The sequence below is a fragment of the Bradyrhizobium sp. AUGA SZCCT0177 genome (assembly GCF_018130125.1).
Lineage (GTDB): Bacteria > Pseudomonadota > Alphaproteobacteria > Rhizobiales > Xanthobacteraceae > Bradyrhizobium.
The window spans coordinates 142,482-157,504 of record NZ_JAFCMA010000010.1 but is presented as its reverse complement, the minus strand read 5'-3'; the positions used below and the strand labels follow the sequence as shown (position 1 = coordinate 157,504).

The 15,023-nt window shown below is 63.1% G+C and carries 19 protein-coding genes; 7 read left to right on the top strand and 12 right to left on the bottom strand.

The window, feature by feature from the left end; translation table 11 throughout:
• Nucleotides 1–320 precede the first annotated feature (320 nt).
• On the top strand, nt 321–764 hold the full coding sequence (locus JQ597_RS14250) for an SRPBCC family protein (protein ID WP_212264891.1): 444 nt from the start codon (nt 321–323) through the stop codon (nt 762–764).
• A gap of 199 nt (nt 765–963) precedes the next feature.
• Nucleotides 964–1,761 (top strand): MBL fold metallo-hydrolase, encoded by a 798-nt coding sequence (locus tag JQ597_RS14245; protein WP_212264890.1) that lies wholly within the window; start codon nt 964–966, stop codon nt 1,759–1,761.
• A gap of 157 nt (nt 1,762–1,918) precedes the next feature.
• Here JQ597_RS14245 and JQ597_RS14240 read toward each other — a convergent pair whose 3' ends face one another.
• From JQ597_RS14240 to JQ597_RS14225, 4 genes are all read right to left on the bottom strand, one after another.
• A complete protein-coding gene (locus JQ597_RS14240; protein ID WP_212264889.1) occupies nt 1,919–2,080 on the bottom strand; it encodes a hypothetical protein in 162 nt (53 codons plus the stop codon).
• Between the two features lie 144 nt (nt 2,081–2,224).
• Nucleotides 2,225–2,872 carry a glutathione S-transferase family protein gene (locus tag JQ597_RS14235; RefSeq protein WP_212264888.1) on the bottom strand — a complete coding sequence of 216 codons (648 nt, stop codon included), beginning with the start codon at nt 2,870–2,872 and terminating at the stop codon, nt 2,225–2,227.
• Nucleotides 2,869–3,321, bottom strand: coding sequence for an SRPBCC family protein (locus JQ597_RS14230; RefSeq protein WP_212264887.1), 453 nt, complete (start codon nt 3,319–3,321; stop codon nt 2,869–2,871). The genes JQ597_RS14235 and JQ597_RS14230 overlap by 4 nt, the downstream gene beginning before the upstream one ends.
• Complete coding sequence (locus JQ597_RS14225) at nt 3,318–3,632, bottom strand: ArsR/SmtB family transcription factor (RefSeq protein ID WP_249119179.1); 315 nt, start codon at nt 3,630–3,632, stop codon at nt 3,318–3,320. Before JQ597_RS14225 ends, JQ597_RS14230 begins: the two co-directional genes overlap by 4 nt.
• A gap of 118 nt (nt 3,633–3,750) precedes the next feature.
• On the opposite strand from JQ597_RS14225, the gene JQ597_RS14220 reads away from it, so the two are divergent.
• Entirely contained in the window at nt 3,751–4,230 is a 480-nt protein-coding gene (locus JQ597_RS14220; protein WP_212264886.1) for a GNAT family N-acetyltransferase, read from the top strand.
• 22 nt (nt 4,231–4,252) lie between these two features.
• Here the strand turns inward: JQ597_RS14220 and JQ597_RS14215 are convergent, their stop codons facing one another.
• On the bottom strand, nt 4,253–4,849 hold the full coding sequence (locus JQ597_RS14215) for a TetR/AcrR family transcriptional regulator (RefSeq protein ID WP_249135721.1): 597 nt from the start codon (nt 4,847–4,849) through the stop codon (nt 4,253–4,255).
• Between the two features lie 149 nt (nt 4,850–4,998).
• On the opposite strand from JQ597_RS14215, the gene JQ597_RS14210 reads away from it, so the two are divergent.
• Entirely contained in the window at nt 4,999–5,397 is a 399-nt protein-coding gene (locus JQ597_RS14210; protein ID WP_212264885.1) for a RidA family protein, read from the top strand.
• A 91-nt stretch (nt 5,398–5,488) separates the two neighbouring features.
• On the opposite strand, the gene JQ597_RS14205 is transcribed toward JQ597_RS14210, so the two are convergent.
• Both JQ597_RS14205 and JQ597_RS14200 read right to left on the bottom strand, forming a co-directional pair.
• Nucleotides 5,489–6,145 (bottom strand): NAD(P)-dependent oxidoreductase, encoded by a 657-nt coding sequence (locus JQ597_RS14205; RefSeq protein ID WP_249135743.1) that lies wholly within the window; start codon nt 6,143–6,145, stop codon nt 5,489–5,491.
• A gap of 115 nt (nt 6,146–6,260) precedes the next feature.
• Entirely contained in the window at nt 6,261–6,758 is a 498-nt protein-coding gene (locus tag JQ597_RS14200) for a peptide deformylase (RefSeq protein WP_212264883.1), read from the bottom strand.
• Between the two features lie 937 nt (nt 6,759–7,695).
• Here JQ597_RS14200 and JQ597_RS14195 point away from each other — a divergent pair.
• Nucleotides 7,696–8,247: a carboxymuconolactone decarboxylase family protein gene (locus tag JQ597_RS14195; protein ID WP_212264882.1), complete on the top strand. Its 552-nt coding sequence runs from the start codon at nt 7,696–7,698 to the stop codon at nt 8,245–8,247.
• 8 nt (nt 8,248–8,255) lie between these two features.
• Complete coding sequence (locus JQ597_RS14190) at nt 8,256–9,668, top strand: amidase (RefSeq protein WP_212264881.1); 1,413 nt, start codon at nt 8,256–8,258, stop codon at nt 9,666–9,668.
• Here JQ597_RS14190 and JQ597_RS14185 read toward each other — a convergent pair.
• The 4 genes from JQ597_RS14185 to JQ597_RS14170 all read right to left on the bottom strand — a co-directional run bounded on the left by JQ597_RS14185 (nt 9,647) and on the right by JQ597_RS14170 (nt 12,522).
• Entirely contained in the window at nt 9,647–10,627 is a 981-nt protein-coding gene (locus tag JQ597_RS14185; RefSeq protein ID WP_249147846.1) for a thioredoxin family protein, read from the bottom strand. The two genes, JQ597_RS14190 and JQ597_RS14185, sit on opposite strands and share 22 nt — an antisense overlap.
• Before the next feature lie 2 nt (nt 10,628–10,629).
• Nucleotides 10,630–11,331, bottom strand: a complete 702-nt coding sequence (locus JQ597_RS14180) for a cytochrome c biogenesis CcdA family protein (protein WP_212264879.1) — start codon at nt 11,329–11,331, stop codon at nt 10,630–10,632.
• A gap of 30 nt (nt 11,332–11,361) precedes the next feature.
• The gene (locus JQ597_RS14175) at nt 11,362–11,763 is read right to left on the bottom strand and encodes a cupin domain-containing protein (protein ID WP_212264970.1); all 402 of its coding nucleotides are present in this window, start codon (nt 11,761–11,763) and stop codon (nt 11,362–11,364) included.
• Between the two features lie 99 nt (nt 11,764–11,862).
• Nucleotides 11,863–12,522, bottom strand: coding sequence for a VOC family protein (locus JQ597_RS14170; protein WP_212264878.1), 660 nt, complete (start codon nt 12,520–12,522; stop codon nt 11,863–11,865).
• A 380-nt stretch (nt 12,523–12,902) separates the two neighbouring features.
• Between JQ597_RS14170 and JQ597_RS14165 the strand changes: the two genes are divergently transcribed.
• Nucleotides 12,903–13,499, top strand: a complete 597-nt coding sequence (locus JQ597_RS14165; protein ID WP_212264877.1) for a YdeI/OmpD-associated family protein — start codon at nt 12,903–12,905, stop codon at nt 13,497–13,499.
• 24 nt (nt 13,500–13,523) lie between these two features.
• On the opposite strand, the gene JQ597_RS14160 is transcribed toward JQ597_RS14165, so the two are convergent.
• Nucleotides 13,524–15,023, bottom strand: a complete 1,500-nt coding sequence (locus JQ597_RS14160; protein ID WP_212264876.1) for a tripartite tricarboxylate transporter permease — start codon at nt 15,021–15,023, stop codon at nt 13,524–13,526.

Sequence of the window (15,023 nt, the reverse complement as noted above, 5' to 3'; positions counted from 1 at the left end):
GACCGGGGGTGCAGCGCGCATCCGGCATTCCCTGCGCCCTCTGTCTTTCGAGGGCGAAACCAAAGCAATAGCTCGGGCATGTCGTGCCGCGAGAATGCGGCCCCGTGCCACCGTATTGTTTCACCGCGACGAAGCGGCGGGTTACGCTAAGTTTATCATCGGGCGCGCATTCGCGCGACCCGGCGGCTAACCCCCGCCCTACGGGTCATTCGGCGGAACAGGCGTGAGGTTATCTTTAAAAAATCCCAGACACCATGTCGGCCCGATCAAGGCTCATTCGTCCTCGGGGCACCAACCCGCAATCCAAGAGGTCCATCAGCATGCCCAGCACCATCCGTTTGCACCGTGTCCTGACAACCAGCCCGCAGAAGGTCTATCGCGCGTTCCTCGAAGCGGATGCGCTTGCGAAATGGCTTCCGCCGAACGGCTTTGCCTGCACCGTGCACCATCAAGAGCCGAAGGTCGGCGGTACGTTCAAGATGTCCTTCCGGAACTTCACGACGGAAAAAAGCCACTCGTTCGGCGGCAAATATGACGAGCTCGTTCCGGGCGAACGTCTGCGCTACACCAATACATTCGATGATCCGGGCTTGCCCGGCGAGATGCAGGTGACCGTGACGCTGAAGAAGGTGTTGGTCGGCACCGAGGTGAATATCGAGCAGGCCGGCGTACCGGACGTCATTCCAGCCGAGGCTTGCTATCTCGGATGGCAGGAGTCGCTCCGAAACCTGGCGAAGCTCGTCGAGCCCGAGATCAATCAGTAGGGTTCGTAGGCTGGATAAGCCGGGCGCGAGCCCGGAATCCATTAGGCCACATACTCTGTAGATGAATGGATTCCGGGCTCGATGCTGCGCATCGCCCCGGAATGACGGAGAGAGAACTCGTAGGATGGATTAGCCGACTTGTCCGACGTGGCTCGCAGAGCGAAGGCGGAAGGCGTAACCGGAACGAAGAGGTGGCCTCATGATCGTGAAGTCCTGCAGTCGCAACGTCCTCAGCGGCACGTCGGGAGGGTGGCGCGTCTGGTCGCTATCGGACGGCTACCTCGATATGCCTGCGTCCCTTTTGCGAGACGCGCGGGATAACCCCGTGCCACAGACCGGGCGGGCGGGGACGCTTCGCTTATCGGTCAATTGCTTCGCCCTCGCAGGTCCTGATGTCGACGGCGTTCTGATCGACAGCGGAGGAGGTGGCTGGAACCCGACAGTGGGGCGTCTCGAGCAGACCATGGCGGATGCCGGGATCGAGCCGGCTTCGATCACGGTTCTGGCGTTGACGCACACCCACCAGGATCACTTGCACGGGCTGTTGACCGCGGACGGCCGGGTGCTGTTTCCCAACCTGAAGACGATCGTCATTTCCGAGGCGGCTGTGGAGAGCTTTTTCGCCGAGGCGCACCTTGCGCGGTTCCGGCCCCTGCTGAAATCCATCCGGGATGGCGATCGGGTGGCCGAGCGATTGAGCGCGGTCGCATTGCCCGGTCATGCTCCCGGTCATACCGGCTACGCGTTTGATACGAACGAAGACCGTTTTCTGTTTTTCGGGGACATCATTCATGTCCCGGCGCTGCAGTTTGGCAATCCCGATTTCAGTTGGGGCTATGACGACGACCAGCCGGCTGCACGCGCAACCCGCCAAAAGGTTCTCCATGAGGCGGCTGAGACCGGGACGTGGATCGCCGGCGCGCATCTTGGCTGGCCGGGCATTGGCCGCGTCGTTCGCAAGGGCGAAGCATACGGCTATGAGCCGGCGGCAGGATGATCGCACACATGGAACGAACAACCGCGGGCTGGGGCAGTGGGCTCCTCGGCGTGATTATCTTCAGCGGATCGCTGCCGGATGCGCCAGCGTCAGCACAAACCCACAGACTGACCCCCGCGAACGCTTCTTGCGCCGCGGGGGCAGTCTGGAAGATGAATCAGTTCGGGCGGTCGGTCGCACGGCGAAGGTCGCCGTCTCCTTTCAAACGGCGAACGATCCAGCGCCCGATGTCGCCGAAGATGTTGCCGCCGCTGATCGCCTCGAGCTCTGCATCGGTCAATTCACGGATTTCCGAGTTCTTCTGTTCCATGTTCTGCATTGTCGTCCACTCCTTGTCAGGTCGGGCGGACCATTCCGCCGTCGATGGGCAGATCAATGCCGCAGGACGCCGCGCGTCGCTGTGACTGACGTCACACGGCGTCGCTTGGGTGCCGACGAGGTTCGAAAACGCGGTGAAGAAATCTCAAGCTGCATCTGCCGCAGCAAAATGCGCCAACTGGTCTGCGTGTGCCTTCACGAAAGACGGTCGGGCCGTGGCGCGCGCGACATAGTCGTGACAGGCGGGATATTTTGCGAGGCCGTCGAATCGGGCGACGAGGCGCAGCACATCCGCCATGAGTATGTCGGCGACGGAAAATGTCCCGGCGAGCCATTCGCGTCCTGCCAGCACGGCCTCCATGTGTTTGAGCCGGTGCTGATGGAGGAACCCGTCAAAGAGTTTCCAGGCCGGCGTGTCGCCGGTGTTGTCGGAAAAGATGAGCAGGGACCAGGGCAGGCTGGCCATCTCGACGGAGTTGAGCGCCGCGAACAGCCATTCCTTCGTATCGCTGCGAGCGCGCGGATCACTGGGCATCAGCGCGTCGCTGCGCTCGCCGAGATGAAGCAGCATCGCGCCGCTCTCGAAGATCGAGATGTCGCCATCGGTCAACCACGGCACCTGGCCGAACGGCTGGTGGGCGAAATGTTCGGCGCTCCGATCGCGAAACGGCACGCTCTCGACCCGGTAGGGCAGGCCGGCCTCTTCCAGCGCCCAACGCACGCGGATGTCGCGCACATAGCCGCGCGGCGGTTCGGGAACCCAATCGAAGGTGGTGAGGATCAGGTCGTTCATTCGGCAACTCCAAAAAAAACCTCGAGAAAGGCGGGTAGTTTATCGAGCAGGCCGCTCCAGCCCTGCTCGTGACTCTTGCGCGCCTCTTCGTCGGGAAGATGCTCGTGTCGCAATGTCAGCCTGGTGCCGCCGTCGTCAGGCTCAAGCAGAAACGTGACCAGCGACTCGCGCTCCCTCGTTCCGGGCAAGTCCCAGGTGAACACCAGCTTCTTCTCTGGAATCACTTCCTGATAAACCCCGGTGGGATTGTGCTCCTCGCCATTCAGCAACCGGAATACGACGCTGAAGCGGCCTCCCGGTCGCACGTCCGCCTCGGCGCGCAGCGTCGGCCCGGCATCGGGACCCCACCACTGCATCATCAGTTTGGGCTCTGTGATCGCCGCCCACACCCTGGCGGGCGGGGCCTTGATCCTGCGCACGATGGTCACGCTCGGCAGGCTCTTGGTCATCGCTCGCCATCCTCTTCCACGAGCGCAACAAGGCGATCGAGGCTGACCGTCCAGAGCCGCTCATACCGTTTGAGCCACTCCATGGCCTCCCGCATCGGCCGGACCGAAAGATGGACCGACACGGTGCGACCGGTTTTGGTGCGCTTGATCAATCCCGCATCGGACAGCACATCCAGATGCTTCATCATTCCAGGCAGTTTCAGCGAAAACGGCCGGGCGAGCTCGCTCACCGAAAGCCCGGGTTTTTCCTTCAGCCGTAGCAGGACGGCCCGCCGGGTAGGATCGGCGAGCGCGGAAAACGTGCGGTCCATACGGGACGCTTGATACTTCACCATGTAGCGAAGTATTGCTTTTGTCGCCGGCGGAGTCAACTTCGCCGTCGGATTGATGAGGTTTCCAACCGATATGACTGAGGATAATATTGACGCGATGAAGCCAAGACCCGCCGACCCCTCCGAAACCAGCGTGCTGACGCGCCTGTGGTATGACGGCTGGCAGGATGCCCACGCGGCGATCCTGCCGCCGGCGCTGGCGCGTGCGCGCACGTTTGAAGATTTTGCCGAACGGATGTCCGCCGCGCTTGCCGATGTGCGGGTCATCGGCCCGCAAGGCGCGCCATTGGGCTTTGCGATGCTGAAGGGCGATGAACTCAATCAGTTCTACGTCACATCGGCATCGCGCGGCACGGGTGTCGCGGCCACGCTGATCGCGGATGCGGAGGTGCAGATGTCGCAGCGCGGCGTCGAGACGGCCTGGCTCGCCTGTGCGATCGGCAATTCGCGCGCCGCAAAATTTTACGAGAAGAGCGGATGGTATCTCGCCCGGACGATGGTCAACCGCCTCGATACTGTTGACGGCCCGTTCGATCTCGAAATCTGGCGTTATGAGAAGTGCCTGGCGCAGCGGTGAAGTTGCTGTGACTATTGCGACGTCATTGCTCGATCTGCAGCAATCCGACCGCAAGATGCCGGAACGCCGCGACTGCCTTGGCAAGAACGGCGCGGGGATCGTCGGCCGCGGCAATCCACAGCGCGGCGCTGAGCGCGGCGCCATTGAGCAGCCGGGCGGCCGCTTCCGCATCCACCGGCCTGACCGTTTTCGCATCGATCAGCGCCTGGATGGTTTGCGTCGTGGTGCGCAGGCACTCGTTCTGGTTCGGCCATCGCGAGGGATCGCCGAGCACGGCCGGCCCGTCCAGCAGCATGATGCGCTGGATCTCCGGCTCCAGCGCCATCTCGATAAAGGCGATGTTGGCGTCGAGAAATCCGAGCCACGCGGTCTTGGCCCGGTCCTGGACGGCGCGCATCCGCGCCACCATTTCCGCGTCGATCTGGTCGATCACCGCCTGCAGCAGGCCCTTCTTGTCGCCGAAATTGTGGTAGAGCGCGCCGCGCGTCAGGCCGGCCTTGGCGGTCAGATCGTCCATCGACGCCGCCGCGTAGCCCTCCGCCGCAAACGCCTTGCGGGCGGCCCTGATGAGCTTGGCCCGGGTCTTCTCCACCATCTGCGCCCGTCGCTTTGCGACCAAAGCCAACTCCCATCAAAAAACATACGCCGCGTATGCCATTGACATACGGCGCGTATGAACAGATATAGCGGCATACGGGGCGTATATCAATGCTCCCGCCGGCCGCGACCGTTGCGGCCGGGTCTTGCCTGTTCGAATGGAGTGAACCGATGGCCAAGCGCGACGCGATCTTCCCTGCCGGCCGGCAGGCGCTATACGAAATCAACCGCTATTCGGCGGCGATCCGCTCCGGCGACCTGCTGTTCGTCTCCGGCCAGGTCGGCAGCCGCGATGACGGCTCGCCCGAGCCGGTGTTCGAAAAGCAGGTCCAGCTCGCCTTCGACAATCTCGCCGCCGTGCTGAAGGCCGCCGGCTGTACCTTCGACGACGTCGTCGACGTCACCACCTTCCACACCGACCCGGCCAGGCAGTGGGAGACGATTGGCCCGATCCGGCTGAAGGCGATCGGCGAGGCGCCTTATCCGAACTGGACCGCGGTGGGCGTGAACTGGCTGGCTGGCTTCGATTTCGAGATCAAGGTCATCGCGCGCGTTCCGCAGTCTGCCTGATTGGATGGCGGCGTATCGCAACGAGAAAAGCGCCGTGTCACCGCAATCAGCAATGCAGATCGGCGCAGCAAGCCAGCGACGCGCCAGCCTGTCAGCGCCATCCGCCCGGCACGGTCTGCAGCAGTTTCTGACCGGCCTGGGTCTGGTCGGAGGCCAAAGCGACCAGCACTTTCGCGACGGTGGCGAAGGCCAGTTTGGGAAGACCCGGAACGTTGCGCACCTTGTTCAGTGCCACGAGATCCCAGGCGGGATCGGGCGGTCCCTTCCACAGGCTCACTGGATAGACCGCGGTCCAGTTCGCTTCGCAACGGGAGAGCGCCTGCTCGGCAATGGATTTGTCGTCGAACAGCCTCTTGGCGATGAAGTAGTAGAACAGAATCCTGGGAAGCAGCGACGCCTTCGCCGCCGTTTCGCCAACACCGAAGGAGGACATAAGGACGAAGCGCTTCACTCCCGCCTGATTGATCGCCGAAATAACCTTGGGCAGCATTCGCCGTTGAAAATCGGTTCCCCGGAGCAGGGTACCGACCGTAACGCGGGCGCCGAGGCAGGAGATGACGGTATCCGCCCCCACGAAGGCCTTGCACATGGCGGCCTCGTCCTCGATCGAACCGCTGACGACCGTGAGCCGTTGACGCGGCGTGACCGCCCCGGCGTTGCGGACAAAGGCGGTCACGTCATGCCCGGCCGCCAGCGCCTCGTCCACGACGAGCCCGCCGGTCGTTCCCGTTGCTCCCAAGACCACCATTTTCACTGCAGGCACCTCGTTACATGTGGACATAGGAATATTGGTACAAATTTCAATTAATCCAGATTGGTCGGCGCAATACGTTCTGTCATTGCGGCCGGCGACTGATCGCTCCTCAACCCCGCGACACTTTCTCAAACCGCTTGATCAGCCGCTCGCGCTTCAGCCGGGACAGCCGCCTGATCCAGAAAATCCCGTTGAGCTGATCGATCTCATGCTGATGGCAGACCGCGCGGAGGCCTTGCGATTCTTCGGTTCGGGCATGGCCGTCGACGTCATGATAGCTGATCCGCAACCGGGCATGTCGCTCGATGTCGTCGTTGACGCCGGGCATCGAGACGCTGCCTTCCTGATGCATGATCATCTCGGGGGAGGCCCAGACGATCTCCGGATTGACATAGGTCCGTGCGCCGTCGACCGGGTCGAGATCGAGCACGACGACGCGAAGCGAGACGCCGATATGCGGCGCGGTGATGCCGATGCCGGGCGCGGCGTGCATGGTCTCGAGCATATCCGTCGCCAGCTCGCGCAGCGCGCCGTCGAACGCGGTCACTCGCTGCGCGGTGAGCGCAAGGCGCGGGTCGGGATAGCGGACGATGGGACGGATGGTCATGAGCTGTTGTAGCGCACACGATGGCGCGCGTGAACCTCGCGAGTGGCGCGATGGATTGCGTCGCGGAGCTTTCATCGGGCGCGCATTCGCGCGACCCGTCGCACTCGCAATGCCGAAAGTTGGGTCGCAGGGTGCGACAAAACAACCCGTCGGGCAAATCATTTCCGATTTTCGTAATTGACGTCAAGTCCCGAAATAAAAAATATTTCGCGTTTCCAGAAGGGCAAATCAGGGGCATATTTCTCGCCATCCCGTCCCACTCAGAGGGCGTCGGCCGTCGTCACGGACGTTGGACGGGTTGTGATGGACGCAACAGTTGCGGCTGACGAGCGCTCTGAAGCGTACGGTGAAGTCGTGTGGTCCCGACGCCCCGATGCTGGCGTCAAGTTGGTGGAAAGCTCAGGCTTCTGACTGATGACGGTGACAACGAGCTCGGCCCGACCGAGGAGAGCACGAAGTAAGCCGTAAAGCCATTGCGCAGGGAAGGCCGGATGCTCTCCGCTGGACCTGTATGCTCCTGTGCGCACTCTTGTTGCACAATTGCACACGAGACCGCGGGTGCAGCGCGCACCCGGTCTTCCCTGCGCCCTCGGATTGGAGAGGGGCGGAAACTCTTGAAAAACCTCGGGCGCAATGCGCCGCGAGAACGCGAATTCATGTCCTAGATATGCAGCAGGAATTCTCCTCATATCGTCCCGGCCTTTGAGCCGGGACCGATACTCCGCGGCCCATCGGCGGGAGCGCTGGCGTTAGCGGTCTTCTTCAACAACGGGCGCCACGCGGTATGGGTCCCGGCGTTCGCCGGGACGACGCATGGGTGGAGTCATGTTTGACAATACTCACCACGGACAGACCTGCTATTCCAGGCAGGCCGCGCCAAATCTGTCTGTCTGTGGCAACATCACCGCAATTCTCATCCTCGGCCAAGGATAAATCCATGTCACGCGTGTCGATCAAGACCAAGAACGATCTCCCGGCTGAGTTGCAGCCGCTGTGGGACAAGATGACGACCTATGGCGCGTTCGAGAACCAGGCGGGTGTGATGGCGCACCGGCCGCCGATCTTCAAGCATACGTGGTCGCTGCTGGTTGATCTCGCCGAGAGCGGCACCTTGTCGAAACGGCATCTGGAGATCGCGCTGGTCGCGGTGTCCCTGTTGAACAAGTGCGACTATTGCGTTTCGCACCACGCGCCGAAACTGGCGATCCAGGGCGTATCGGAAGCGGGCGCCGAACGGCTGCTCGACTACAAGGACCATCCGGAACTCGACGCCGTCGACAAGCTCGTGGTCGAATATTCCGTTGCGGTGAACAATAACTGGAGCAAGACCCGCGACGAAATCTTTACCCGCCTTCGCGACCATTTCTCCGAAGCCCAGATTGTCGAACTGACCTGGCGCATCGCCCTGTGTGGCGCCTTCAACCGCTTCACCGATATCCTGCAATGCGATATCGAGCCGAGCGTCCCCGCGCGCGAAGCCGCCGAGTAGCCCGCGCGATGTCCGACGATATGAACTGGCTTTCCGCCCGCGAGATGACCCGGCGCTTCGCCAAGGGCGACCTGTCGCCGGTCGATGTGTTGGAAGCGACCCTGGCGCGACTGCATGCGGTCAATCCGGCTCTCAATGCCACGTGCCTGCTGGATGAGCCGCAGGGGAGACGATTAGCTGCAGAGTCGGCGGAACGCTGGCGTCGCGGTGAGCCAATGGGGCCGCTCGACGGCGTGCCGGTCGCGATCAAGGACACCGGACATGTCAAGGGGTGGCCGATGCGCATCGGCTCGCATTCGACCGCAACGGCGCCCAGCGCCGAAGATACGCCGGGTGTCGCGCGGCTGCGTGAGGCCGGCGCGGTGTTCTTCTGCAAGACAACGACTCCGGAATTCGGCTGGAAGGGGATTACGCACGGCCCGCTGACCGGCATCACGCGCAACCCCTGGGATACTTCCCGCACGCCCGGCGGCTCCAGCGGCGGCTCGGCCGCCCTGGTTGCGGCGGGCGTCGTGCCGCTGGCCACCGGCGGCGATGGCGGCGGCTCGATCCGCATCCCCGCCGCATTCAGCGGTGTGTTCGGATTGAAGCCGAGCTACGGCGTGGTGCCGAATTTGCTGGGGCCGATGGGAACGCTCGCGGTCTATGGCGGCCTGTCGCGCGACGTCGCCGACAGCGCGCTGCTGCTGAACGTGCTGACGCGCCCCGATGCGCGGGATTCCTTCGCCATTCCCTATCGCGGCATCGACTATCTCGACGGCCTCGACCAGGGGGTGGCGGGAATGAAAATCGCATGGTCGCCCGATCTCGGCTTCCCGGTCACCGAGCCTGCAGTCGTCGCCGGCATGCAGCCGGCCATCGACGCACTGGTGAAGGCCGGCGCCGACGTGAAGAGCATTGATCTGGATCTGTCAGCTGCGCAGCCTGCACTGGAAGTGATCTGGGGCGCATCGCATGCCGCTGTGGTGCGCGATTTCGACGGCGCGCAACTGGCGGCGCTCGATCCTGGCCTGCTGCGACTGGTCATCGCCGCCCAGGATATTTCGGCGAGCGAATTGCAGGCGGCCTATGCCGACATGCGCACGCTCAGCCAGCAGATGCATCACTTCCATCAGCACTACGATCTCTTGCTGACGCCGACCATTCCCATCACCGCCTTCGCCGCCGGCATCGACACGCCCGATTCGGCGCGCTTTCCCCAGTGGTTCGATTGGACGCCATTGACGTGGCCGTTCAATCTCACCCGCCAGCCCGCGGCCTCGGTGCCGTGTGGTTTTGTCGAAGGCTTGCCGATCGGCCTGCAGATCGTGGGGCCGATGTTCAGCGAGGAGAAAATCCTCCGCGCCAGCCGCTGCGTCGAACAGGCCTGCGCCAGCGGCGCGCGGCCGAACCTAACCGGTCAACCGAACGTGAAGGTGTAAGCGCTCAGGCCGGCCTTGGGCACTTTCAGGCGCAACACATGCTCGCCGCTGCTGCCGCTGTAGAGAGGATAAAGCCGGCTTCCATCGATGGTGACCGGCGGTTGCGCCGTGCCGTCCACGGTGACGGAGATCGCTTGCGGCAACGCGCTTCCCGCGACCAGATTGACCTTGGGCGCGTTGAAGCGGAGCACGATCTCGCTACCGTCTGCCGAGGCGGTGGCGCTGTCGCCAACCAGCTTCCAATCGCCACCGAGCGCGAAGCGACCTTGCGGCACGCTGTCCGGCAGCGCGTAGGATCGCTCTCCGGCTGCGGAATCCTGCGAGGCCACGATGGCGCCGTCGTTCTTCTCCGACCCGAGATAGAGTTCGGGCGTTTCGATGCCGGCGAGATCCGGATCGCTTGCCTGCGCGGACGGCGTGGCTTCGCCGACGAGGCGGGCGATCGTGTTCTCCATCTGCTGGTAGCCGCCTTCGCCGAACTGCGTCGCGACGATGGTGCCGGACCTGTCGATCAGATATCCGGCCGGCCAATACTGATTACCGAAGGCGCGCCAGGTGCGGTACTGATTGTCCTGAGCAACCGGGTATTTGATACCGAAGCGCTTGGTGGCGGTCTCGACATTCGCCGTCTCCCTCTCGAAGGCGAATTCAGGCGTGTGCATGCCGACCACGACGAAACCCTTGTCCTTGTAGGTGTCGTACCACTTCGTCACATAGGGCAGGGTGCGCACGCAGTTGATGCAGGAATAGGTCCAGAACTGCACCAGCACGACCTTGCCGCGCAGGCTTTCCAGCGTCAGCGGCGGAGAATTCAGCCAGGCCGAAATTCCGGCGAATTCCGGCGCGGTGCGGCGCTCGCTCGATGTGGTTTGCTCACCGCGGGTCAGCGACGGGCTGAACTGCACGACGACGAGGAAGCCGACGATCAGAAGCACAATGACGGTGAGAAGCTTGCGCATGGTCATAGTCCTGTTTGGTGGTTCGGGTAGAAGTCCGAGAGCCACACCGTGATGATGGTGTCGTATTGCGTGTAGAAAGCGAACGCGACGAGCAGTACTGCCGCGCCGAAGCTGCGCTGCAGGGCAGGCGTGTAGGGCACGAGCCTGCGCATCTGGGTGGTGGCGTATTGCCCGCCATAAGCGATCAGCAATATCGGGAGGGCCGCGCCGATTGCGTAAGTGACGAGCAATACGCTGGCGCGTGCGAGGTCTTCCGACGTCGCGATCAGCGTGAGTATGGAGCCGAGCACCGGCCCGGCGCAGGGCGTCCACAACACGCCGAGCGAGAGGCCGAGAACGAGGCCGCCGAAATTGCCCGGTCCGGCAGCCCGCACGGCGCCATCCGCGTGCGCGAGGAGACCGCTCAACCGCGCCACAAGCCACTCATAGGGTTGCGGCCAGAGCATCAGCACGCCGAATCCGCCGAGCAGCACGATGGAAATCTTGCGCAAGCTGTCATGCGACAGCCCCAACACCGTTGGGAACGCGCTGAACAGCAAGGCGAAGCCGGAGAAGGCGATGACGAAACCGCCCACGATGAACATTGGCCGCAACCGGCCGTGCTGGCCGATCGACGTGCCGAGCAGGATCGGAAGCAGCGGCAGGATGCACGGCGCTGCTGCCGTCAGCAGTCCTGCCGCCAGGGCGAGGGCTATGTCGATCATCGCAGTAATCCCCGTGGGAAGCCGTCGCCGTCACTTCTTCAACGTCAGAAGCGGCTTGCCCTTTTCGACGATGTAGGTGGCGAGCTCGCTGCCGGTGACGCTGCCGACATTCTTGGCCGCGTGAACGGTACCGGCCGGAATGAACAGAACATCGCCCGCCTTGAGTGTGACCGGTGGCTTGCCCTCGATTTCGTATTCGAGCGTGCCCTCCAGCACATTGACGATCTCTTCGCCGGGATGGCTATGCCTGCCGAACGCCGCACCCGGCGCGAAATCGACGCGCACCTGGACGGCCTCGCGTCCGGGAATGCTGAGATCATGCCGCTGCAGGTCGGTTCGCGTGATGCCGGACGGCTGTGCCTGCGCCGCAGGCAGCGCCAAAACGCTTGCCGTGATCAACGCCGCGCTCGCTACAACTCGCATCGCCTTCATCAGATGGTTGCTCATATCGATTCTCCTTGGGTTGAGGAATTTCACGAGCCCGCGTGGACCGGGCCGAGACCCGGCCGGTCCGCGTGGGATAAAAGCTGCTCACAGCGGCAGCGGCTCGCCGGCCTGTTCCTTGGCGATGTACTCGGCGTACCAGTCCGGCCAGTTCACATCGTGCTGGCCGCCGTTCCGCTTCTCGTGCTCGCCATGGGCTGCCGCCGCGCGGCGAAGCGCGCTGGCGATTTCGGCCGACGACGAGAAATTCGTGTCGCCTTCGACGCGTCCGGGGGCGCGGGCGGTGACTTCCTGGAACAGCCAGCCATTGCCATCAGGATCGCTAAAGGAAGCATACGACTGGTAGGTGCGACGCTCCGGATCCGGGCCGCTGGCGCGATCACGCCCGAGCAGGAAGGGTTCATGTTTGGCGGTGAACACGCCGTCGGCGGCATGGAACACTTCGCTCACGTCGACGCCGCGACCCTGCAATTCCTTGCGCGCGGCTTCGATGTCGGAGACGACCAGATAGAGTCCCTTTGCGGAGCCGGGGGCCGCCGCGGTGACGTTCTTGCCGAAGATGACAGAAGCGTCGGAGCCGGGCGGGGTGAACTGGATAACGCGATAGTCCTTGCCGTCGGCGAAGTCGGCATCGAGCCGCCAGCCGAGGCTGCCGTAGAACGCCTTGGCGCGATCGACGTCGGAAACCGGGATAACGACGACCTCGAGCTTCATGGCGGGGGTCGCGGTCTTGCTTGCATTTGTCATGGTCCTTCTCCCTTTGCGAGTTAGGTCGGATGCGATCTATTTGCGTACGCGCTATAAAGGCCCGAAAGCCCCGAAAGTCAACGTATCCGATTAAATCGTATACGATATATTATTCACGTGTTCGTGTCCGGCAGGCGGGCGCCGGCTACGGTGAAAGACGGGCCAGGGCCGATTCCCCAGACAATTCAAACGAAAAGCGGCGCGGCATGCCGGAAATGCCGGGAGATGTGTAAGTTGGCGACGGCTGGCGCCAGTGCTGGCTGGAGCAATTTGGACGACATCGACGAGGGAAAGTAAGGCCGGCCGCGCGCTGCACCGTTCCTGAGGCGCGATGATAGAAGCGTTCAACTACGAATGATTCTGCGATCAAAGGTCCGCTGGTGGCACCCGTTAAAATCAATCCCGACAAGATCCGCGAATTCAAGGACGCCGTGAGTTTCTACAAATGGCTCGGCAGATACCACGACAAGGAAGACGAAATCTGGATCAAGATCCACAAGGTGGATTCAGGATTCAAATCGATCACGCCCAAGCAGGCCATCGATGTCGTGCTGTGCTGGGGATGGATCGATGGTCAGCGCAAGGGTTTTGACGACAAGAGCTATATGCAGCGCTATACGCCGCGCACGAGGAAAAGCATCTGGAGTCAGATCAACGTCGATAATGTCGCGCGGCTGATCGACGAAGGCCGGATGACCGATCACGGCTTAAAGGAAGTCGACGCGGCCAAGTCCGACGGACGCTGGGCGCGCGCCTATAACAGCAAGGACATGAAGATCCCCGATGATCTGCAGGCCGCGATCGATGCCGAGCCCAAGGCAAAGGCCATGCTGGCGAAACTCAGCGCGCAGAACCGCTTCGCGCTGGCGTTTCGGACCCACAACATGAAAACCGAAGCCGGACGGAAGAAGAAGGTCGAGACGTTCGTCGCGATGCTCAAGCGCGGCGAGACGATCTATCCGCAAGGCAAGAAATGAGGCGAGAAATGAGTGATGTTGCGGTCACTCCGCCAGCGCCTCCTGGCGGCTGCGCCGGATCGCGGGGAATATCATCAGCAGGAACAGCACCGCGACCAGGGCGAGCAGCGTGGCGCTGATCGGTCGGCGCAGGAAGACCGAAAAATCGCCGTCCGCCAGCAGCATCGCGCGCCGGAAATTTTCTTCAAGCTGCGGGCCGAGCACGAGCCCGAGCAGCAGCGGCGCGGGCTCGACGCCCACCTTGATGAAGAAGTAGCCGATCACCGCGCAGCCGAGCATCAGCCAGACGTTGAACAGATTGTTCGCGATGCCGAAGGTGCCGATGCAGCAGAACAGCACGATTGCCGGGAACAGCAGCCGGTAAGGAATTTTGAGCATCGAGACCCAAACGCCGATCAGGGGCAGGTTGATCACGAGCAGCATCAAATTGCCGACCCACATGCTGGCGATGACGCCCCAGACCAGTTGGGGTTGCTCGCGCATGATCTGCGGCCCGGGCTGGATGCCCTGCATCATCAGCGCGCCGATCATCAGCGCCATCAGGGCATTGGCGGGGATGCCGAGCGTCAATAGCGGGATGAAGCTGGTCTGCGCGCCGGCATTGTTGGCGGCCTCAGGCCCCGCGACGCCCTCGATGGCGCCCTTGCCGAAGCGCGAAGGATCGCGGGCGAGCTTTTTCTCCAGCGCATAGGATGAGAACGGCGGCAGCGCCGCCCCGCCGCCCGGCAACACGCCGAGGACGGAACCCAGCAGTGTGCCGCGGACCATCGCCGGGAAGGCGGCGCGAAGATCGGCGCCACTCGGGATCAGGCTGCGGATCGACTGGCTGACGACGCGCATCGTCGCCGGGCGCTCGAGGTTGGCGATGATCTCGCCAAGGCCGAACAACCCCATCGCGACCGGCACGAAGTCGAGTCCGTCGGAGATCTCGGGGATCCCGAAGGTCATCCGCGGCGCGCCAGAATTGACGTCGATGCCGACGAGGCCGAGCAGGATGCCGAGCAGCACCATCGCGAGCGACTTGGCGACGGAGCCGTGCGCGAGCACGACGGCGGCGATCAAACCGAGGACGAGCAGGCTGAAATATTCGACAGCAGTGAATTTCAGCGCCAGCGCCGCCAGCGGCAGGCTGAGCACGGCGATGACGACCGTAGCTACCGTGCCGGCAAAGAACGACGAGATCGCGGCGATCGCGAGCGCGGTCCCGGCCTTGCCCTGTTTGGCCATCTCGTGGCCGTCGAGGCAGGTGACGACCGAAGACGTTTCGCCGGGCACGTTGACGAGGATGGCCGTGGTCGAGCCGCCATATTGCGCGCCGTAGAAGATGCCGGCCAGCATGATCATGGCGGATGGTGGCGACAGGCCGAAGGTGAACGGCAGCAGCAGCGCGACCGCCGGGATCGGCCCGATGCCGGGCAGCACGCCGATCGCGGTGCCGATGACGACGCCGATCAGGCAGAACAGCAGATTGTTCAGCTGCAGGGCGGTAGAGAGCCCCATCAGCAGATTGTCGAAAAGCTCCAT